General features: G+C 62.5%; 20 protein-coding genes. 8 read left to right on the forward strand and 12 right to left on the reverse strand.

The window, feature by feature from the left end; translation table 11 throughout:
- The first annotated feature begins 34 nt into the window (after nt 1-34).
- The 5 genes from CSQ92_RS24400 to CSQ92_RS24420 all read left to right on the forward strand — a co-directional run bounded on the left by CSQ92_RS24400 (nt 35) and on the right by CSQ92_RS24420 (nt 6,578).
- The gene (locus CSQ92_RS24400) at nt 35-733 is read left to right on the forward strand and encodes an ArsR/SmtB family transcription factor (protein WP_099395644.1); all 699 of its coding nucleotides are present in this window, start codon (nt 35-37) and stop codon (nt 731-733) included.
- Between the two features lie 139 nt (nt 734-872).
- The gene (locus CSQ92_RS24405) at nt 873-1,727 is read left to right on the forward strand and encodes a DUF3667 domain-containing protein (protein ID WP_257219349.1); all 855 of its coding nucleotides are present in this window, start codon (nt 873-875) and stop codon (nt 1,725-1,727) included.
- Between the two features lie 73 nt (nt 1,728-1,800).
- The gene (locus CSQ92_RS24410; protein ID WP_257219342.1) at nt 1,801-2,535 is read left to right on the forward strand and encodes an ABC transporter ATP-binding protein; all 735 of its coding nucleotides are present in this window, start codon (nt 1,801-1,803) and stop codon (nt 2,533-2,535) included.
- On the forward strand, nt 2,532-4,853 hold the full coding sequence (locus CSQ92_RS24415; RefSeq protein WP_099395646.1) for a type II CAAX endopeptidase family protein: 2,322 nt from the start codon (nt 2,532-2,534) through the stop codon (nt 4,851-4,853). Before CSQ92_RS24410 ends, CSQ92_RS24415 begins: the two co-directional genes overlap by 4 nt.
- Before the next feature lie 72 nt (nt 4,854-4,925).
- Nucleotides 4,926-6,578, forward strand: coding sequence for a patatin-like phospholipase family protein (locus tag CSQ92_RS24420; RefSeq protein ID WP_070258818.1), 1,653 nt, complete (start codon nt 4,926-4,928; stop codon nt 6,576-6,578).
- 70 nt (nt 6,579-6,648) lie between these two features.
- Here CSQ92_RS24420 and CSQ92_RS24425 read toward each other — a convergent pair whose 3' ends face one another.
- From CSQ92_RS24425 to CSQ92_RS24445, 5 genes are all read right to left on the reverse strand, one after another.
- A complete protein-coding gene (locus tag CSQ92_RS24425; RefSeq protein WP_034784905.1) occupies nt 6,649-6,867 on the reverse strand; it encodes a hypothetical protein in 219 nt (72 codons plus the stop codon).
- A gap of 204 nt (nt 6,868-7,071) precedes the next feature.
- Nucleotides 7,072-7,653, reverse strand: a complete 582-nt coding sequence (locus tag CSQ92_RS24430; RefSeq protein ID WP_034784902.1) for a TerD family protein — start codon at nt 7,651-7,653, stop codon at nt 7,072-7,074.
- A gap of 38 nt (nt 7,654-7,691) precedes the next feature.
- Entirely contained in the window at nt 7,692-8,387 is a 696-nt protein-coding gene (locus tag CSQ92_RS24435; protein WP_070258816.1) for a TIGR00266 family protein, read from the reverse strand.
- 197 nt (nt 8,388-8,584) lie between these two features.
- Nucleotides 8,585-9,160, reverse strand: a complete 576-nt coding sequence (locus CSQ92_RS24440) for a TerD family protein (protein ID WP_034784897.1) — start codon at nt 9,158-9,160, stop codon at nt 8,585-8,587.
- Between the two features lie 131 nt (nt 9,161-9,291).
- Nucleotides 9,292-10,371 carry a DUF475 domain-containing protein gene (locus CSQ92_RS24445; RefSeq protein WP_099390012.1) on the reverse strand — a complete coding sequence of 360 codons (1,080 nt, stop codon included), beginning with the start codon at nt 10,369-10,371 and terminating at the stop codon, nt 9,292-9,294.
- 115 nt (nt 10,372-10,486) lie between these two features.
- Here CSQ92_RS24445 and nhaR point away from each other — a divergent pair, with 115 nt between their 5' ends.
- Complete coding sequence (gene nhaR / locus CSQ92_RS24450) at nt 10,487-11,383, forward strand: transcriptional activator NhaR (protein ID WP_034784893.1); 897 nt, start codon at nt 10,487-10,489, stop codon at nt 11,381-11,383.
- Here nhaR and CSQ92_RS24455 read toward each other — a convergent pair whose 3' ends face one another.
- On the reverse strand, nt 11,384-12,403 hold the full coding sequence (locus CSQ92_RS24455; protein ID WP_099395647.1) for a serine hydrolase domain-containing protein: 1,020 nt from the start codon (nt 12,401-12,403) through the stop codon (nt 11,384-11,386). It abuts the gene before it with no gap.
- A 181-nt stretch (nt 12,404-12,584) separates the two neighbouring features.
- Here CSQ92_RS24455 and CSQ92_RS24460 point away from each other — a divergent pair, with 181 nt between their 5' ends.
- Nucleotides 12,585-13,919: an MFS transporter gene (locus CSQ92_RS24460; protein ID WP_099395648.1), complete on the forward strand. Its 1,335-nt coding sequence runs from the start codon at nt 12,585-12,587 to the stop codon at nt 13,917-13,919.
- Nucleotides 13,920-14,039: 120 nt separating this feature from the next.
- Nucleotides 14,040-15,380, forward strand: coding sequence for a hemolysin family protein (locus tag CSQ92_RS24465; RefSeq protein WP_034785374.1), 1,341 nt, complete (start codon nt 14,040-14,042; stop codon nt 15,378-15,380).
- Here the strand turns inward: CSQ92_RS24465 and CSQ92_RS24470 are convergent.
- From CSQ92_RS24470 to CSQ92_RS24495, 6 genes are read right to left on the reverse strand one after another with little or no spacing between them, the layout of a single operon-like run.
- Nucleotides 15,377-16,456, reverse strand: coding sequence for an AI-2E family transporter (locus tag CSQ92_RS24470; protein ID WP_070278192.1), 1,080 nt, complete (start codon nt 16,454-16,456; stop codon nt 15,377-15,379). The two genes, CSQ92_RS24465 and CSQ92_RS24470, sit on opposite strands and share 4 nt — an antisense overlap.
- 42 nt (nt 16,457-16,498) lie before the next feature.
- Entirely contained in the window at nt 16,499-17,092 is a 594-nt protein-coding gene (locus tag CSQ92_RS24475; RefSeq protein ID WP_034784885.1) for an SCO family protein, read from the reverse strand.
- Entirely contained in the window at nt 17,089-17,988 is a 900-nt protein-coding gene (cyoE, locus tag CSQ92_RS24480) for a heme o synthase (RefSeq protein ID WP_070258805.1), read from the reverse strand. Before cyoE ends, CSQ92_RS24475 begins: the two co-directional genes overlap by 4 nt.
- On the reverse strand, nt 17,989-19,158 hold the full coding sequence (locus CSQ92_RS24485) for a COX15/CtaA family protein (protein WP_099390086.1): 1,170 nt from the start codon (nt 19,156-19,158) through the stop codon (nt 17,989-17,991). It lies immediately after the preceding gene.
- Between the two features lie 18 nt (nt 19,159-19,176).
- Nucleotides 19,177-19,806: an SCO family protein gene (locus CSQ92_RS24490; RefSeq protein WP_099395649.1), complete on the reverse strand. Its 630-nt coding sequence runs from the start codon at nt 19,804-19,806 to the stop codon at nt 19,177-19,179.
- Nucleotides 19,787-20,545: an SURF1 family protein gene (locus tag CSQ92_RS24495; RefSeq protein WP_099395650.1), complete on the reverse strand. Its 759-nt coding sequence runs from the start codon at nt 20,543-20,545 to the stop codon at nt 19,787-19,789. Before CSQ92_RS24495 ends, CSQ92_RS24490 begins: the two co-directional genes overlap by 20 nt.
- Between the last annotated feature and the right edge of the window lie 4 nt (nt 20,546-20,549).

The raw sequence follows: 20,549 nt of genomic DNA on the forward strand, positions 1-20,549 counted from the left end.
CCTTCCACCACTACACTTCGCCCTGGAACGAATCATGGATGACAAACTTCGCTCGGCCGACATGGGACTGGCGCAACTGGCCGGCGCCATCGCCGAACCGGCCCGCGCGCGCATGCTGTGCAGCCTGCTCGACGGCCATGCGCGCACGGCCACGGAATTGGCGGCGCTGGCCGAGGTGGGCGCCTCGACGGCCAGCGCCCATCTGGCGCGCTTGCGCGACGATGGCTTGCTGTCGATGTTGGCACAGGGCAAGCACCGCTATTACCGCCTGGCCAGCGCGGAAGTGGGCCAGGCCCTCGAAGCGCTGCTGGTGGTGGCCGGCGTGGCGGCAACGCCGTTTACGCCCACCACGCCGGACCGCTTGCGCCATGCGCGCACCTGCTACGACCACATGGCCGGCACGGTGGCCGTCGCCCTGCATGACCAGTTGCAAGCGCAAGGCTGGCTGCTGGCCGATGGCGGCGAAGGCGAGTATCGGCTGTCGGCATCGGGTGCGGCCGGCATGGCGGCCCTGGGCATCGACGTGCCGCAATTGCAGCGCCAGCGCCGCCGCTTCGCCTGCGCCTGCCTGGACTGGAGCGAACGGCGCGCCCACCTGGGCGGCGCGCTGGGGGCGGCCATCCTGCAGCTGGCCCTGCGCCAGCGCTGGGCCGAGCGCGAACTCGACAGCCGCGCCCTGCGCCTCACGCCGGCCGGTGAACGCCGCCTGCTGGCCGCCTTCGGTGGCGCTTGACCGGCGCAGGATTTTGTATCTCGGAAGCAACTAGAACGCAAAAAAATGTGCTTTTATCATTCTTTTCATTCATCATATGCTGCGCCCTTGAGCGATCATCTTTACCTTTCGGCCATGGAAAGAGTCTATCTTGAAAACAGTGTCATCCAGCACGCGTCCCGCCAGCACCTGCCATAACTGCAATACCGATGCGCCAGGCAACTTCTGCAGCGCCTGCGGCCAAACGACTACCCTGCACATGCCCAGCGCGCGCGAATTCCTGCATGAATTCGTCGCCCATTATGTGGCGCTCGAAGGCAAGCTCTGGCGTACCCTGGCCCTGCTGCTGTTCCACCCAGGCGCACTCAGTAATGAATACCTCGCGGGACGCCGCGTGCGCTACGTCGAGCCGCTGCGCGTCTACCTGACCTTCAGCATCCTGTTCTTTGCCATCCTCAAGTTCAGCAGCCCCGGCGTGTTCCTCACCGTCCACGACCAGCAAGCCCAGGTAGGCGCCCATGGTCCCCGCCACATTGCGGAAAACAAGACATCGACCATGCAGGTCAGCATTCTGGGCCAGACGCCCACGCTGCCGCACCAATGGCAAGACTTTGAGCAACTTCCCACGGCCGAGAAACAAAAACTCGTGGTGGAAAGCTTTTTCCATTACGCGCCGTACGCCATGTTTTGCCTGATGCCGCTGTTCGCCCTGTTCCTGAAAATCCTTTACCTGGGCAGCGGACGCCGCTATGGCGAGCATTTCCTGTTCGCCTTGCATACGAATGCCTTCGCCTTCATCACGATGGCGCTGATGATCCTGATCCCCGTCGACCTTGTCCGCCTCGTGCTCGGCGCCTGGCTGCTGGCCTATCTGCCCTGGGCCATGTGGCGCGTGTATCCAAGCGGCAAACTCGCCACCGTCTGCCGCTGGCTGTTATTGATGGTCGCCTACAGCCTCGCCATGAGCCTGGCGATCCTGGCCTGCATCGCCATCGGCGTGATGCTGCGGCATTAAGTTACGCCACTAAGGGGCGCTCTGGCGGCGCCTTATCAGGCTATCATCCTGCACGCTATCTTTTTTGGGATGCATGATGATCAGCTTCGAAGGTTTGTCCAAACAGTACGGCACGTTCGAGGCCGTCAAGCCGCTGACCTTGCAGGTAGGAAAAGGAGAGGTCTTCGGCTTCCTGGGCCCGAACGGGGCGGGAAAAACCACCACCATCCGCATGCTGATGGGCATCCTCGTGCCCAGCGCCGGGCGCGTGCTGGTCGATGGCCTCGATTGCCACCGCGATGGCGCCGCCGTCAAGCGCAAGGTGGGCTACCTGCCCGACAATCCCATCTTTTACGATTATTTGCGCGGCCGTGAAATCCTGCAATTCGTGGCTGAAATGCATGGTTTTTCGCGCGCGGAAGCGGCCGCCCGCGCGGCGCGCCTGCTGACGGAATTCGGCCTGGACGAAGCGAGCGAGGATTTCGCCGTCAATTACTCGCTGGGCATGAAGAAAAAACTGGGCCTGGCCTGCGCGCTGATCCACGATCCGGCCGTGCTGATCCTCGATGAACCGATCAACGGCCTCGACCCGCGTGCCTCGCGCGACGTGCAGGAACGCCTGCTGCGCCGCGCCGCCGCCGGCGCCACCATCTTCGTGTCCACGCATTTGCTCGATATGGCGCAAAAGCTGTGCAGCCGGGTCGCCATCATCCACCGGGGCGCCCTCGTCGCCACGGGCAGCCTGGACGATATCCGCCAGCAGTTGTCCAGCGATGGCAGCCTGGAAGAGCTCTTCTTGCAGCTCACCGATGAAACGTCGACGGCATGACACCGGCGCCGCCCACCGCCTGGCGCGCCGTCTGGCTGCTGACCCGCTTGCGCCTGCAGCGCCTGCTCAACATCAGCGGCCGGGGGCTTTCCTTCAAGAAAAACAGTAAAAGCCGCCCCGCCACGCCGGGCAAGCGCGGCGGACGCTGGCTGCTGGGGGCGCTGCTATTGCTGCCCATGCTGTTTTCCTTTGGCAGCATCGCCCGCCACAGCGTGCTGAACATGCATTGCTTGCTGGACCAGGTCGCCGCCTGCCAGGCGCGCGGCAGCCTGCACACGGACAGCGGCCTGCTCGACCCCGTCATCACGCAACTGATGGCCACGCCGTTCAGCGCGACGCTGATCGGCGGGCTGACCCTGCAACTAACGCTGTTGTGGCTGGTCAGCGTCCTGCTGCCGCTGGGCATGGGGGAACTATCGAAGCCGGACTGGGACCTGGAATGGCTGGTCACCCTGCCCGTCAGGAAAAGCACCCTGCTATGGGTGCGCGTGCTCGAACGCACGCTCGTCAATCCGGCCGGCTTGCTGGCCCTGTGGCCCAGCACGACCGTCATCGCCTGGTATTCGGGCCAGGGCTGGTTTTCGCCACTGTCCGGCCTGCTCGCCAGCCTCGTCCTGCTGGCCCTGGCCGCCATGCTGCGCACCCTGGTCGACACGGGCTTGCGCCTGTCGCTCACGCCATCCCGGCTGGGCAACCTGCAGGCAGTGATTTCCCTGGCCGGGCTGTTGCCCATGTATATGGGCATGTCGTTCGGCATGGGCACGGGCGGCTTCGCGTATGCCTGGGCGGCGGCCATGCCCGCCTGGAGCGGCTGGACGCCGCCGGGCCTGCTGCTGCGCCTGCTCAATGCCGATGGCGTGGCCGCCTTGCTGCCCGCCATCGTGCTGCTGGCGCAATGCCTGTGCTTGATGCTGCTGGGCATGGCCATCCTGCGCCGCCAGTTGCGCCATGGCGTCGTGGGCGCGGGCCAGCGCGAAGCCGCGCGCAAGCCGGCAGCGGCGCCATCGCCCACGCAGCGGTGGCGCCCGCGCATTGGCACGGCGATCCAGCGGCGCGAGCTGACGTTGCTCTTGCGCGACCGCAATTTTCTCGTGCAAGCCCTGCTGATGCCCTTGCTGATCCTCGGCGGGCAGGCCCTGTTTACGGGCCAGGTGCGCGACGTGCACGCGCTGCTGGCCAGCCCCGTCTTGCTGGCCTCCACCGGCTTTTTCCTCGGCACGTATGTGCTGCTGATGTCGGCCTTCCAGACGCTGAACAAGGAAGGCGGCGCGCTGTGGCTGCTGTACACGTTTCCCGTCTCCATCGAACAGGCGCTGCGGCAAAAGGCGCAGCTGTGGGCCCTGCTGGCCCTGCTGTATCCATTGATACTGTTCGGTGCGGCGCTGGCCTGGCTACCCGCGTGGTCGTGGCAAACGGCGGGCCTGATGCTGCTGGCCCTGGCCGGCATCCCCTTGTATGCGCTGATCGCCGTGGCGCTGGGCGTGTTTGCCAGCGACCCGCTGGCCACGGAAACCACGGCAAAGGTGCGCCCCACGTATATGTACCTGTATTTGCTGCTCACCGGCCTGTACATCGCCGCGCTGGCCGCCGGCAGCCTGGTGCAGCAACTGGTGTTTGTCGTGTTCACGGGCGCGCTGGCCGTGGCCCTGTGGCAAAAGGCGCGCGACGCGCTGCCCTGCCTGCTCGATCCGGTCGCTTCGCCGCCAGCCACGGTAGGGGCGGCCGACGGCCTGATCGCGGCCATGCTGTTTTTCATCTTGCAAACACTTTCCTTGATCTTGCTCAAAGGGAGCAGTACGACGCCGCTGGCGCAGCTGGCCATCGCCTTCGGCGCGGCCGGTGCGCTCACGTATGCGCTGCTGCGCCTCGTCTACTGGCGCGCCAGGACGGCCGGCGTGCCGCGCATCGGACAGGGCCGCCAGCCGTGGCGCCGGGGAGTCGCGGGCGCCTGTGGCGCGGCGCTGTTCGGCATCGGCTACGCGGCCCTGTTGCCGCCGCCCGCTGCACCATTGATGCAGATCAATAGCGACGGACTGTGGCTGCTGGCCGCGGGCGTGCTGGCCGCGCCCCTGTGCGAGGAATTCATCTTCCGCGGCTTGCTGCAGGGCGGCTTGCGCCGTTCTCTGCCCGCTTGGCAAGCGATCGGCCTCGCCGCCGCGCTGTTTGCCATCGTGCATCCACCGGCCGCCATGCTGCCCGTCTTCGTGCTGGGCCTGTGCACGGGCATCGCATACGAGCGCAGCGGCGCGCTGCTGGCGCCCATGCTCGTGCACGCGCTCTACAATGCCGCCATGCTCGGCTATCAGATGAATAGCTGATTGTTGCCGGGTTTGCTAGAATCCCACACGTTTCCGTCCGTATCCCAACCAATGACTACGCACAGATCACGCATGAATCCACGCTTGTTCGTCCCATTTATCCTCGTTGCGCTGCTGAGCGGCTGCACGGTACTCGCCCTGCGCCCCAACCGCGGCGTCGAAAACCGCACGTTTACCGTGCAGGAAACCCCGCGCCTGCGCATCGACGCGCCCAAGGCGCGCATCCAGAATCCCATGCCGAATGACCACTTCATCGGCATCGCCCTGTCCGGCGGGGGCAGCCGCGCAGCCAATTTCTCGGCCGCCTCGCTGGAACAGCTGGAACAGTTCGGCCTCGTCAGCGGCGCCTCGGCCATTTCCGGCGTGTCGGGCGGCGCCATCGCGGGCGGCTACTATGCGCTGCATGGCAAGCAGACGGACTGGCCCTTGCTGCGCAGCAAGCTGAAAACGGATTTCTTTGGGCAGACCATCTTGAAACCTGCCAACCTGACGACGATGTTGTTGACGAACAAGACGCGCACCTCGTTCCTGTCCGACGTGCTGGACGATGTGCTGTACGACAAGAAAACCTACCAGGACTTGCCGCACGACGGCCCCATCTTCCTGGCCAACGCAACGGACGCCACCGATGGCGGCAAGCGCGTGGTGTTTTCCTACGAGTATTTTTACAGCACCCTGCATTCGCCGATCCAGGATATCCGCCTGGCCACGGCCGTAGCCACCTCGGCCGCGTTTCCCGGCGTGTTCGATTCCGTCACCTTCGAGCGCTTCCGCCCGAAAAACAGTTTCGTGCCGGAACTCGGCTCCGAATCGCGCGAATCGCCGTCGTACGTGCATTTGTTCGATGGCGGCGCGGCCGACAACCTGGGCGTGGAAACCCTGTGGGACGTGGCCCTGACGCAGCTGTACGGCAACGACATGGCCGTCGTGCCGCCGCGCCTGAACAGCAAGCCATTCATCCTCATTTCCATCGATGCCAACGCGCCCAATTCCAGCGCCGTGTTTGAAAAGATGTCGGACGAGCGCCAGCCGCTGGACCGCATCTTCAACAAGAATATCTACGATGCCGTCGACGCCCTGTTCTCGCGCCAGCGCAAGGAAAACCTCGTCAAGATGGGCTTTGGCCAAGCCCGCTTCGATACCATCACGCATGAAAACTTTGGCGACCTGAGCCAGAAATTCGTGAAGGGCAAGCGCACCTCGGCCTTTGCCATTCCCGTGCTGTGCCGCCCCCACCTGGGCCAGTACCGCTGCGAAGTCGATGCGGCCGATCCCTTGCCCGGCCAGATCCGCACGCGGCTGGAAGGCTTTGCCTGGCATATTTCCATCGACCAGATCGCCTCATTGGCGCTGCGCCTGGCCAGCGAGGACGTGCACGTCGACGGTGCGCGCAAGGAAGAGCGCGCCGCCCTCGTCAAGCTGCAACGCCTGGCCACGCAAACGAAAACCCATCTGAAGCTGACGGGTCCGGAAAATTGCAGCCCGGAAGTACTGCAATCGGCCCTGTACAGCGCCGCGCGCGTGCTGATCCTCGACGACGAAGAATCGCGCTTTGCCCTGTGCGACTACATGCTGGCGGGCCAGCTGATCAATGACGACACCGTCTGCAAGCAGCGCTATGTGCACGCCGTGCCCCGCTTTGCCATCGAAAGCGAAGATTTGCAGTACCGCAACCTGAGTTCGGACGGTAATTCCGTGAACGTGCCAATCCGCTGCAAGAAGTGAGCGCCCACAAAAAAGCCCGCACGATCGCTCGTGCGGGCTTTAGCGCAAGGATTCCAAGCGCCCGGCTGATCTAGATCAACCGACTACGCCTGCGCATGTAGCTGCGGCTTAACGCACCTTCCAGTTCCTGCTCCGTTTTATGCTGGTTCACCGTGTACAGGGCCCACAGGGCCGCCGGCGCCCAGCCGATCACAGTGCACTGCAAGATCAAGGCGGCGGCACCGGCCAGCGGGCGCCCCAGCATGAAAAACGTGAGACACGGAAGTAGCAAGGCTATCAGCAATCGCATCACGACATACTCTCCTTCAATATAGAGCAGCGGACAAGGGCCGGTATCCGGTCCGTCCCCCGCCCGCTGCGTACTGCTCCTTAATAAAGTCTGGCAAAATCGTCGCGAGCGAATGCGAGTTGCAGCCGAGAAGCGCAGCTGTGCGAATGCACAGTGAGCATCACAGGCCGCAAATCGCGGCGCGCAGCAGATTTGGCCAGACCTTTATAGATGCACGGAAATCTGGGGCATTAAGTCGTCAAACGTGCGACCGTTGCCGTTTTCTCCGATGGCGTGCATCTTCCATTCGCCGTTATGGCGGTACAGCTTGGCCATGATCTGCGCCGTGTGGGAACCTTGCACAGACAGGTTGAAACGCGCGACTTCCTGGTTATTGCTGGCATTCAAGATGCGGCAATAAGCGTTTTCCACCTGCGAGAAGTTCTGGCCAGTAAAGCTGTTGACGGTGAAGACCAGGCTTTTCACGTTCGCCGGCACTTTCGACAGATCGACATTGATCTGTTCGTCGTCGCCATCGCCCGCGCCCGTGCGGTTGTCGCCCGTGTGGACGATGCTGCCGTCCTTGCTTTTCAACTGGCGGAACCAGACGATGTCGGACGTGCTCTTGTTCTCATCGAACATGACGCACGACGCGTCCAGGTCGACGGCTTCCGTCTTCGAACCGAAACCGAGGAAACCCTTGGTCTTGGCCGCATCCCAGCCCAGGCCCATGGTGATACGGGTCAGGGTGGTACCAGCTTCTTTGTCCAAAGAAATCTTCTGGCCTTTGCTCAAATTGACAGACATACGCATTGCTCCTGTTTGGTTGGTTGCATCAACTGCTCTTACGCCGGCTTGCTTTGGGTCCAGGCGAGGAAGGCCGCGCGGTTGCGCGAACACACGAGGATTTTTCCCGTGCCTGAAAACTTCAGTACCATGCCCTCGCCGCTGGTCTGGCTATTGATCAGGTTACCCAGAAAGCCGCCGCTGCTGCCGGTCGTCATGGAAATTTCGTATTGCAGGCGGTTGTCCCAGCATACGACGTGCGAGTTATCGATCACCACGTCCTTGCCAGGCGTCACTTCCAGTATCGACATCGCGCCAAAACCGGACACCGCCAACTGGCCGCTGCCTGCCGTCTCGGTGATGAAAAAACCACCGCTCTGGGCAAACAGCGCATTGCCAAGGCTTTGCGTGCGCACCTTCAATTCCACGCCAGACGTGGCCGCCACGAAAGCGCCGTCGCTGATCATGTATTGTTGGGCGCCAACCTCGAGCACCCGCATCGCGCCAGGCAAGGTGGGCGACAGCAAGCAATCGCCGTCGCCCCGCATGGCCTCGATATGCTGCTGAAAGAACGATTCCCCGTTGGCAAAGGTGCGCATCAGCGCGGCGCCTATGCCGCCGGTCATCTTGCCTTTCAGCTCAAGATTGGTTTCCATCATCACCATCGCGTTGGATTCGCAATAAATCTTCTCGCCCTTGGCAAGCGACACATGCAGGAACGGATCGACGTCCCCGGTAATACTAAAAACTGGCATCTGACTGTTCCTTCCTCAACGATGATGATGGTCGGGCTAAACCGCCCTTACTACAGAATAACGGTGCCGCACAAAACCGTAGCGAGCGGATGTGATTTGTGGCCGAGAAGCGCAACCGTACTTTAGTACGGGGGCGCCGAGCCGGTGAGCATCGCCGGCCGCAAAGCGCACCGCGCAGTAGGTTTGGTGTGGCTACCTTACACGCCGACGCCGAACGATGCTGCGAGCGGACCCAGACCGCCCTTGTAGCCCTGGCCGATGGCCTTGAATTTCCAATCGGCGCCATTGCGGTAGATTTCACCGAAGACCATGGCCGTTTCCGCCGAACCGTCTTCCGACAGGTCGAAGCGGGCGATTTCCGTGTTGCCATTGGCATTCACGCAGCGTACATACGCCTTCGATACCATACCAAAGTTTTGCTTGCGCGCTTCGGCATCGTGAATCGTGACGCAGACGGCGATCTTGTCGATCTCGGCTGGCACCGTGGCCAGGTCGACGATGACGGTTTCATCATCGCCATCGCCGGCGCCGGTGGTGTTGTCGCCCGAGTGGGTGACGGAACCGTCGCTCGATTTCAGGTTGTTGTAGAAAATCATGTCGACGTCGGCGCGAACCTTGCCGTCGGCCTTCAACAGGAACACGGAACCGTCGATGTCGAACGCGGCGCCATCGGTGGCGCGGGCATCCCAGCCCAGGCCGATGATCATCTTCGAAATGCCAGGGGCTTCCTTGCTCAGGTTGACGTTGCCGCCTTTTTGCAGACTGATTGCCATGATGTATTTCTCCTATGTGGGTTGTATATGACCAAACACCTGGCGTCCTCCACCGGCCTGACTCCCCAGGCCGGCGGCGACGCTTGCTACAACTTGCCGACAAACCGGTGTAGTCGTTTGCCGCGCATTCTTTACACTGCTGCTGTCTTGGCCGGTTCCAGCACTTCCGCCTGGCCTTCTTCAAGCGCCATCCTGCGCTTGTAGCGGATCGACGACCACAGCGAGGCGAGAATGAAGGCCACCCCGATCAGACCCGTGAAGATCTCGGGAATGTGGAACTTCATGCTGACCAACATGATCACGGCCAGGATACCGATCGCATAGTGCGCGCCGTGCTCCAGATAAACGAACTCGTCGAGCGTGCCCTTGCGGACCAGGAACACCGTCATCGAGCGCACGAACATCGCGCCAATCGCCAGGCCCAGCATGATGATCACGACATCCTTGGTGATGGCAAACGCGCCGATCACGCCGTCAAAGCTGAACGAAGCATCGAGCACTTCCAGGTACAGGAAGCCGCCAATACCGCCGCGCTTGACGATGTCGCCCACGTTGCCGTCGCCGTTATCGCCTTCCAGCAAGCCGCTGACCACATCGACGCCCACGTAGGTCAAGATACCCCACAGGCCGGCCGTCAGCACCACCAGTTTCTGGCCTTCTTCGATCATCGACAGGCTGGCCATCAGGGTGCCCAGCGCGATCATCACGGAAATCGAGGAGATCTTGCCCAGCGCGCCCAGTTTTTCTTCAATACGGCCCAGCCAGTGCGTTTCTTTTTCCGAGTCCAGCAGGAAGTTCAGGAACACCAGTAGCAGGAAGATGCCGCCGAAGGCCGCCACTTCCGCATGGTGATTCGTCAAGTGCATCGAGTACTGCTCAGGATTGCTCAGTGCCAGATTCCATACTTCCATCAAACCCAGGTCCGCCGCTTGCGCCACGATAACCAGCGGGAATACCAGACGCATGCCGAAGACGGCGATGATGATACCGACGCCCAGGAACAGGCCCTGCCAGAACTTGTCCCAATTCTTCAGCACCGAAGCATTGACCACCGCGTTGTCGAACGACAGCGAGACTTCCATCACGCCCAGGATCACCGCGATACCGAGCGCCGCCAGCATCGTCTGCACGCCACCGTGCGTGTAACCCCACCAGGCGGAAATGCCCAGACAGATAAATGTCACTAAAAATGACACTCTGAAATGTTTCATCGATAGTTCCCCTTTATCCAAATTCAATGGAACGTAGTATAGGGACGTGTGACACATTTAAAAATAGAAGATAATGGAAGTATTACTTCGTAAAAACAGAAGATAGGACCAAGCGATGAAAACCACGGGCTTCAATTACCGCCATTTGTACTTCTTTTGGGTGGTCGCCAAGGAAGGCGGCGTGACGCGCGCGGCCGAACGGCTGGGACTGGCCGTGCAAACCATCAGCACGCAGCTGGCCTTGCTGGAAAAGGAACTGGGCAGATCCCTGCTGCAGCCGCAGGGACGGCGCCTGGTGCCGACGGAAGCGGGCCGCCTGGCGCTCGGCTACGCGGACCAGATTTTCCTGCTGGGCGAACAGATGCAGGAAGCGCTGGCCGACACCGACGCGGAAAAGATGCGCCTGACGGTAGGCATTTCCGACTCGCTGCCGAAACTGATGGCGTATCGCATGCTCGACGCCACGCGCAGCCTGGACAAGCCCGTCAAGCTCGTGTGCTTGGAAGACGAATTCGAATCCCTGCTGGCCGACCTGGCCCTGCACAAGCTGGACCTGGTCTTGACGGACCGTGCCGTGCCGGCCGGCGCCAGCCTGCGCGTGTCCAGCCACCTGTGGGGAGAGAGTGCCATGAAGCTGTTCGCCATCCCCGCGCTGGCCGAGCGCTACCGCGAAGATTTCCCGCACCGCCTGAGTGGCGCCCCCTTCCTGCTGCCCGCGCGCAATAACGCCCTGCGCGGGCGCATCGACGAGTGGATGGTGCAGCAAGGCGTGCGCCCCGACGTGGTCGGCGAATTCGAGGATAACGCCATGCTCAACGCGTTCGGCCGCAAGGGCCTGGGCCTGTTCTTCGCGTCCGCCAGCCTGGCGGCCGACATCGAGGAGCAATTTGGCGCCGTGCTGGTCGGCGACGCCTCGTCCCTGCGCGAGCAGTTTTACGTCATCTCGAACGAGCGCAAGATCATGCACCCGGCACTCGATGTCATTTTGGCAGCCGTGCCGAGCCGGCACTGATCAGTCGTCCAGGTCGGCAGCGATGGCCGCCAGCCAGGCCGCCTGGTCCGGCTCGCAACTGTCCACATTCGCCAGCTGGATCACGGACAGGCCCGCCTCGGGCACGCGCAGCAGCAAGGCCCGGAAACCCCACAGTCCGCCGTCATGGAACACCACCGTGCGTCCGCCATGCCCGATTTGCTCCAGCCCGTAGCGGTAGGACCAGCTCAGGCCATCGGGGCCCGGCGTTTCCGCCAGCTGCGCGCGCACCAGGCTGGACGAATCGCGGTACTGGCGCTGCCAGTCGCGCTCCCACAGGGCCAGGTCGTGCAGCGAGGCATACACGCCGCCGTCACCGACCGTATTCGCATTGCCCAGGTGCTGGCGATAACCGTCCGCCTGCGTGGGATCAACGCTATAACTGCGCACGCGCTGGGGCATGACAGCTTGCCGGTCGACATCGAAAGCCGTGGCGTGCATGCCCAGCGGCGCGAACAGGCGTTCGCGCGCCTGCGCCGCCAGCGGCTGGCCGGCGAGCGCTTCCACCAGCTTGGCCAGCAAGATGTAATTGCAATTGCTGTAGGCATGCGCGCTACCGGGCGGAAATGTCAGATCCTCCATCCGCGCGATCAGGCGCAGCAGCAGCGCATTGTCAAAATAATCGCTGTCGTGGCGGCCCAGTTGGCATGCCAGGTAGTCGAAATAATCGGGAATGCCGCTGGTGTGATTCAACAATTGACGCACCGTGATGGCGGCGCCGAACTGGCGCACTTCGGGCAGATGGGGCGCCACGTCGTCGTCGAGGCCGATGGCGCCCTGGCGCACCAGGTCGAGCACGCAGGCGGCCGTGAATTGCTTCGATTCCGACGCCAGGTAGTAGCGCGATTGCGCCGTCAGGGGCACGCCCAGTTCCAGGCACGCCAGGCCATGATGCAGTTCCAATAAGGTCTCGCCGTCGCGCTGGATCAGCGCGCTGAAACCGGGACCGTGCGCCGGCAGGCTGGCTTGCAAGGCAAGAAAGTGGCTGAGCAGATTTTTCATGGCGCGATCTTGGCATGCAGGCAAGATTACTTTTGCACCATATTCATTAGCTAATCCGATAAATCCATTCGAAAATAACGTTTGAATAATCAATCAAAAGCGATTGTAATAAAGCCTGAGACAAACACGCGCCCGTCCCTCGCCGGCAGGGCGCGATCACCATAAAAACAGGAGCGGCACCATGTCCACGGCAGGCAAGACGATCGATATTCCCGATCTCATCAATAACAACAAGATCGGCTCCTTCCAGATCGGCATGCTGATCCTGTGCGGGCTGTGCGTCATCATGGATGGCTTCGACGTGCAGGCGATGGGCTATGTGGCGCCTGCCATCATTGCCGACTGGCATGTGAGCAAGGCCAACCTGGGCCCCGTGTTCGGCGCGGGTCTCCTGGGCATGCTGGTCGGCTCGCTCGTCTTCAGCATCACGGCCGACAAGTTCGGCCGCCGCCCCGTGCTGATCGGCTCGACCATCTTCTTTTCGCTGTGCATGCTGGTCACGCCGCTGGCCACCACCATCGAGCAATTGCAGCTGATCCGTTTCATCACGGGCCTGGGCCTGGGCGCCGTGATGCCGAACGCCATGGCGCTGGCCGGCGAATACAGCCCCCTGCGCAAGAAAGTCACCCTGATGATGCTGGTCTCGTGCGGCTTTACCCTGGGCGCCGTGCTGGGCGGTTTATTGTCCGCCGCGCTGATTCCCGCATTCGGCTGGCAATCCGTGTTTTACGTGGGCGGCGTGGTGCCGCTCGCCATTGGCGTGCTGATGTTCTTCCTGCTGCCGGAATCGATGCAATTCCTGGTGCTCAAGAAACGCAAGCTCGATAAAGTGGCCAAGTGGCTGAAACGCATCGACCCGACGGTCACCATCACGGCCGACACGCAATACCTCGTGCACGAGAAAGAGCACAAGGGTGCGCCCGTGCTGCAATTGTTTACGGGCGGCCGCGCAAAGATGACGATCCTGCTGTGGGTCATCAACTTCATGAACTTGCTCAACTTGTATTTCCTGTCCAACTGGTTGCCGACGATTGCCAAGGAAGCGGGCTTGTCCACGGCCAACGCCGTGCTGGCCGGCACGGCCCTGCAAGTGGGCGGCACCATCGGCACCCTGGTCATGGGCCAGCTGATCGACCGCTCCAGCTTCCGCCGCATCCTGCTGCCATGCTTCCTCGTCGCCGCCGTGGCGATTGCCCTGATCGGCCGTCCGGACGTCTCGCTCGCTTTCCTGTTCATCACGATCTTCATCGCCGGTTTTTGCGTAGTGGGCGGCCAGCCGGCCGTGAACGCCCTGGCGGCCAGCTACTATCCGACCACCCTGCGTTCGACGGGCATCGGCTGGAGCCTGGGCATCGGGCGCATCGGCTCCATCATCGGCCCCGTGCTCGGTGGCGAGCTGATCCGCCTGAACTGGCCCAACAGCACGATTTTCCTCGTCGTCGCCATTCCCGCCATCGTCTCGGCCGTCATGGTCTTTGCCATGCGCGGCGGGCCGCAAACGGCGGCCAAAGGCTGAACAAGCGTGAAAAACCTGCCGCGCCCGCCCGCCTGCACGGGCGGCGAGCGCGGCTAAATTAGGCTATGGCGCCCTTCGTCGTTTAAGATGTCGTTTTTACAGCCCATCTTCAGCGCCCCCATGCACAATGTCTTGCTAGTCCTGCTCGCCCTCTTCCTGGTCGCGCTGAACGGTTTTTTTGTTGCCGCCGAATTTGGCATCGTCACCTTGCGGCGCACACGCATCCGCGCCATCGCCAAGACACAGGGATTGCGGGGCCGCATCCTGGCCAAGGTGCATGGCCAGCTGGACGCCTACCTGTCGGCCTGCCAGCTGGGCATCACCCTCGCTTCTCTGGGCCTGGGCTGGGTCGGCGAACCGGCGTTTGCCGGCTTGCTCGAACCGCTGTTCGGCGCCATCGGCGTCACCTCGCAAGAGCTGATCCACGGCGTCTCGTTTGTCGTTGCCTTCAGCGTGATTTCCTTCCTGCATATCGTCGTGGGCGAACTGGCGCCCAAATCGATGGCCATCCGCAACCCGGAAGCCGTCGGCCTGTGGAGCGCGATTCCCCTGTACGGTTTCTACTGGGCCATGTATCCGGCCATCTACCTGCTCAACGCCAGCGCCAACTGGGTGCTGCGCATGGCGGGCCTGTCCGGCAAGGGCGGCCACGACGCCCATTATTCGTCCGAAGAGCTGAAACTGATCCTGCGCACCAGCCAGCCGGGCGAGAAATTCACGCGCGACGAGCGCAACATCCTGGCGCAATCGCTTGATTTCGAACAGATGACGGTGTCGGACCTGATGCGCCCGATCAATGAAGTGATCGCCCTGCACGCTTCCAACACCTTGGAAGAAAACCTCGACACGGTGCTGCGCAACCGCTTCAGCCGCTACCCGTATTTCGACATGAATGAAGACGACGTGCTGGGCGTGGTGCACTTGAAAGACCTGTTCTTTGCCCAGCAGGCAGGCAAACCAATCACCTCGCTCACGCCGTTTCTGCGTCCCGTCGACATCATTTCCGCGCGCACGCCGGCGCTGGAACTGTTCCGCCGCTTCCGCGATGGCGCGCCCCACTTCGCCCTGATCGGCGAAAAGGGCAAGCGCCCGCTGGGGTTCATCACTCTGGATAACTTGCTCGGCGCCATGGTCGGCGAAATCCGCGATGAATTCCGCCGCAATGAAAACGACTGGCTCAAGCAAAGCGACGGTACCCTGATCGGCAAGGCCAGCCTGCCCATCTTCTCGCTCGAACGCATCCTCGGCATCGATATCGAAAACGAGGAACTGGGGCTGGACGACGTGGAATCGGTGGGCGGCTTGATCATGGTCAAGCTGGGCGACATTCCGAAGCAGGGCCAGCGCATCACCTTTGTCGACTTCGACATCGTCGTCAAGAAGATGAACGGCCCCCGCATCGTGCTGATCAAGGTGATTCCCAAGCAGGAACGCGACCTGGATGCGGACTTGCGCGATTAATCTTTTTTCAAGGTAATCGTATCTTTGCCCTGCGGCACGGTGGTCTCGCCCACCGTCCACGTTTGCAGCAAGCTGTACAGTACCGCCAGCAGGGTCGGCCCGATGAAAATGCCGACGAAGCCGAAGGCCAGCACGCCGCCCAGCACGCCGAGCAGCACCAGCAGGAACGGCAGGCTGCTGCCGCGGCTGATCAGCATGGGCTTGACCACATTGTCCACGCCGCTGATCAGCAAACCGCCCCACACCAGCATGAAGATGCCCCAGCCCGTCTGGCCGTCATTGAACAGCCAGATGGCGGCGCCGCCCCAGATCAAGGGCGGGCCCACGGGAATCAGCGAAAAGATGAAGGTGGCCACGCCCAGCAGCGCCACGGCCGGCACGCCGGCAATCAGGAAACCCACCACGGCCACCAGGGCTTGCGCCAGCGCCGTGCCCAGCAAGCCGTACATGACGCCGCGCACGGTGCGGCTGATGGTCAGGCCCACGCCAGGCGCGCTGTCGCCGATGATGCGGCCGGCGCCCGTCATCAGGGCACGGCTCAGCTGCTGGCCATCGCGGTAGAGGAAGAAGCTGACGAACACGGCCAGGCTGGTCTGCGCCAGGCCCGTGCCCAGCAGGATGCCGCCGGAAGCGAGGAAATGGCGCGCCGGTTCCAGCATCGTCTTGCCCAAATTCAGTAATTCCTCGCGGTCGGCGAGCAGGCGCTCCACGTAGCCAGCGATGGTTTCGCCCACCACGGGAATGCTGGCCAGCCAGGCCGGCGGATGCAGGCCGCCCGACTCCAGCGCCGTGCGCAACTGTTCATAGATGCGCGACACATTGTCAGCCAGGTTGTAGGTGACGAGGGCCAGCGGCAGCACGATGACCAGGATCAAGGACAGGGTCATGATGGCGGCCGCCCAGTTGCGCCGGCCTTTCAGGCGTTCGAGCAGCAGCAGATACAGGGGCCAGCTGGAAATGCCCACGCAGGCGGCAAACAGCATGGCGGCGAGGAAGGGCCGCAAGACGAAAAAGCAGCCGATCAACAGGAAGATGATGGCTGCCAGGCGGGCGTGCGGCTCGAAACGTTTATCCATGTACTGCGTATCCTGAAGATGGCGCCCGGGGGCGCGATCAGGTCAGGATAGCAGAAGTTTAAGATCGTGCGCGATGGCGGCAGGCTTTTCGCCGTGGCGCACGAACAGGCGGATCTTGCCTTCGCGATCGAAGACATAGGTGCCGGCCGTGTGGTCGACCGTGTAGCTCTCGTCCGTCTCGCCCTCGACCTTGGCGTAATACACCTTGAATTCCTTGGCTACCTTGGCCGTCGCGGCCGCATCGCCATACAGTCCCACGAAGCGCTTGTCGAAGGCCGGCACGTATTCGGCCAGCAAGGCTTGCGTGTCGCGCTCGGGGTCGACGGTGACGAACAGCACTTGCACCTGGTCCGCCTGCGGGCCCATTTCCTGCATCACCTGCGCCATGTCGGCCATGGTGGTGGGACACACGTCCGGGCATTGCGTGTAGCCGAAGAACATCAGCACCAGCTTGCCCTTGTAGTCGGCCAGGGTGCGCGGATGGCCCGTATGGTCCGTCAGCGCAAACTCGCGCGCGTAGCCGAGGCCCGTCACGTCCGTGTTCTTGAAGGCCAGCTTCGGCGCGGCAGGCTTGCCGCAGCCGGCCAGGACGGCGACCAGCGCGGCCGCCAGCAACAGAGTCAGGTATTTTTTCATGTGCCGAGAGGAATGTAGTGGTCAACCAGCAAAGCCGCGAACAGCAAGGCCAGGTAGATGATGGAAAACGTAAAGGCCTTGCGCGCGATCAAGTCCGTGTAGTGGCGGTACATCTTCCACGCGTAGTACAGGAAGCCGGCGTTCAGCACCACGGCCGAAGCCAGGTAGATCAGGCCGCTCATGCGCACGGCATACGGCAGCAAGGTGGTGGCGGCCAGCGCGATCGAGTACAGCCAGACGTGGAATTGCGTAAACTTCAAGCCGTGCGTAACGGGCAGCATGGGCAAGCCCGAGCGCGCGTAATCGTCGCGGCGGTACATGGCCAGGGCCCAGAAATGCGGCGGCGTCCAGACAAAGATGATCAGGACCAGCAGCCACGCCTGCATCGGCACGTCGTTGGCGACGGCGGCCCAGCCCAGCGCGGGCGGCATGGCGCCGGACAGGCCGCCGATGACGATGTTTTGCGGCGTGGCGGGTTTGAGCACCATCGTATAGATCAAGGCATAGCCGACAAAGGTGACAAAGGTCAGCCACATGGTCAGCGGATTGACGAGGTGATACAGGATCGCCATGCCCAGGCCACCGATCACCAGCGCGAATACCACCGTCTGTTTCACGGTGATGTCGCCCATGGCCATCGGTCGGCGCGCCGTGCGGGCCATGCGCGCATCGATTTCGCGCTCGGCCAGGCAATTGACGGCAAACGCGGCGCCGGCCAGCAGCCAGATGCCGATGGTGCCGAACACCACCGCATGCCAGTCAGGCAATTCCTCGCTGGCCAGGAACATGCCGATGACGGCGCAAAACACGGCCAGTTGCGTCACGCGGGGCTTGGTCAGCGCCCAATACTGGGCGATGCGGGGGGATGGTTTACGGCTGATGGTCTGAGTAGTCATTTATGCGATACGGGAAGGACTGGCTGGTGCCGAGGGCACTGGCGCGGCGGCGGAAGCAGATTTCCGCGCTACATCGAGTTGGAATTTAGCCTTGTAGTTTAACATGGTCAGCAATAACACGAGCAGCGCCGCCCCGCCGTTATGCATGACGGCAATCGACAATGGCCAGCTCAGGTAGATGGTCGCCAGGCCCGTGGCCGCCTGCAGTGCCAGCACCAGCGCCACCCAGCGGGCCGTGCCGCGCAAGGACGGCAGTTTCCACGCGCGAAACACCGTGTAGCCGATGCCAGCGAGCACGATGAAGGCGAAATTGCGATGCACCCAGTGGATGGCCGTCAGCGCGGAAAACGGCAAATAATGGCCGGCGGCCGTCTTGCCCAGTTCGCGCCACAGATGAAAACCATGCTCGAAATCCATCTCCGGAATCACCTTGCCGCCGCACAGGGGGAAATCCGTGCAGGCCAGCGTGGCGTAGTTGGTGCTCACCCAGCCGCCCAGCGCGATCTGCACGGTCAGCAGCACCAGCGAAAAAATCGCCAGCGCACGCACGGGGCGCAGCACGGACTCGTCCGCATCGGCGCGCTTGATTGGTGCCACGGCATGGTCCTGGCGTCCGCCCAGCCACGTCAGCATGGCCAGCAAGCCCATGCCCAGCAGCAAATGGATGGTGACGATCACCGGTTGCAGCTTCAGGGTGACGGTCCAGGCGCCGAACGCGCCCTGCAGGCAGACGAACAAAAACAGCGCCGTCGGCAGCGCGGGGGCGAATTCCTCGCGTTTGCTTTTCTTCCACTGGCGCCACGCCTGCACCATCATCGCCACGATCAAGACGCCGATGGCCATGGCCAGGTAGCGGTGCGTCATTTCAATCCACGCCTTGACCACCGTGACGGGCCCCGTCGGCATCAGGGTTTCCGCCGCCACGATGTGCTCATGCGCGAGGAAAGGATTGGCCGAGCCATAGCAGCCTGGCCAGTCCGGGCAGCCCAGGCCGGAATCGGACAGGCGCGTAAAGCCGCCAAACATGATCAGGTCGACCGTCAGGAAGACTGCGATCCACACGAGCTTGCGGTATTTATTGGCGTCCGCGGACACCCAGACCATGGTCAGCGGCAGCAGCGCCACCAGCAGACCCGTCAAGCCCAGCTGGGCCAGCGCGGAGAGATGCATCGTCGGCATGCAGACTCCTCAACCGATCGCCGAAGCTTTGAGCAGCTTGGCGATGTCTTTCTTGATCTTGTTCGGGTCCGCATCTTTCGGGAAGCGCATCATCAGATTGCCCAGCGGATCGATCAAATAAAAATGGTCGCTGGTCTTGCCGCCCGGCTCCACGGGCAGCCACGCTTTCAAGGCGTCGCTATTAACGCGCAGCATGCTGGTGCCGTCGAATTCACGCATCACCAGGGTGTCGAGCGGCTGGGCATCCGTCACCAGCCAGACCCGTTCCAGGCGTTCGCGTTCCTTGCCCTGCATGAGGCGCAGTTGTTGCATGTCAAACAATTGCTTCTTGCATGCTTCCTGGCAATCGGATGGCCCCGTTTGCAGCAGCACCCACTTGCCCTTGAATTGCGCCAACGGTGCCGCCTTGCCGTCCAGTTCCGTCACCTGCAATTGCGCTTCCGGTATCGGGTGCAAGCGCGGGTCGATCAGGGCGCCGTAATTGTTGCGGCCCGTGGGCTTGATGATGTAATACGTGAAATACGAGGCGATGATGGGAAACGCGCACACGGCCACGACGGCCAGCAATTTCCACCGTCCCGTATTTTGTGCCTGTTTATTGCTGCTGTCTTGCGTTGTGTCAGGGCTGTTTGTTTGCACGTCGAAATCCTGTAAAGACAAAAAATAGAAAGGCCATCAGTGCCAGTGCATACCACTGGAATGCATAGCCGCGGTGCTTGTCGGCGCCCAGGTCCGGCGCCGGCCAGTCGCGCACGGGAAGCTGGCCGGATGCTGGCGCCGTCGCTGAAGGATCCACTGAATCAGCCGTTTGTTCGAGAATAAATGGCTGCAAGGCCAGGCCGCTCGCCTGGGCCAGCTGGGCGATATCGGCATTTTGCACGATGGCGTGCGGCGCCAGGGCCGGTGCCGTGCCCAGTTCCATCACATGGCCCGCGTTCAAGCGCGCGATGCCGGAAATCGTCACCGTTCCGGCCGGCGTGGCGTAGTCGGGAATGCGCGTGCGCTCGGCATTGTTGCGCGGCAACCAGCCCTGCGCCACCAGCACGTGCATGGCAGAACCGTCGATCTGGAATGGCGTGAGCACGTGGAAGCCCGCTTGCCCTTTGTAGGGACGGTTGTCCAGGTACACGGTCCAGGCGGGCACGAAATGGCCGGTGACGGTGATCCGGCGATATTCGATCGCGTGCGCATCGGCCGGCAGCATGGGCGCGGCCGTCAATGCCAGCGGTGCGGCCAGGTTGCCCGCCTCGAGCCGGGCGGCGCGGGCGACTTTCTCGTCGCCACGGCGCTGCTGCCATTGCGCCAAAGAGCACCCCAGGGCCACCAGTAGCAGCATTACAACAAATGGAATCCATCTAAAATGGAAGCGGATACGCATTACA

This window comes from Janthinobacterium sp. BJB446, from assembly GCF_002735655.1.
Lineage (GTDB): Bacteria > Pseudomonadota > Gammaproteobacteria > Burkholderiales > Burkholderiaceae_D > Janthinobacterium > Janthinobacterium lividum.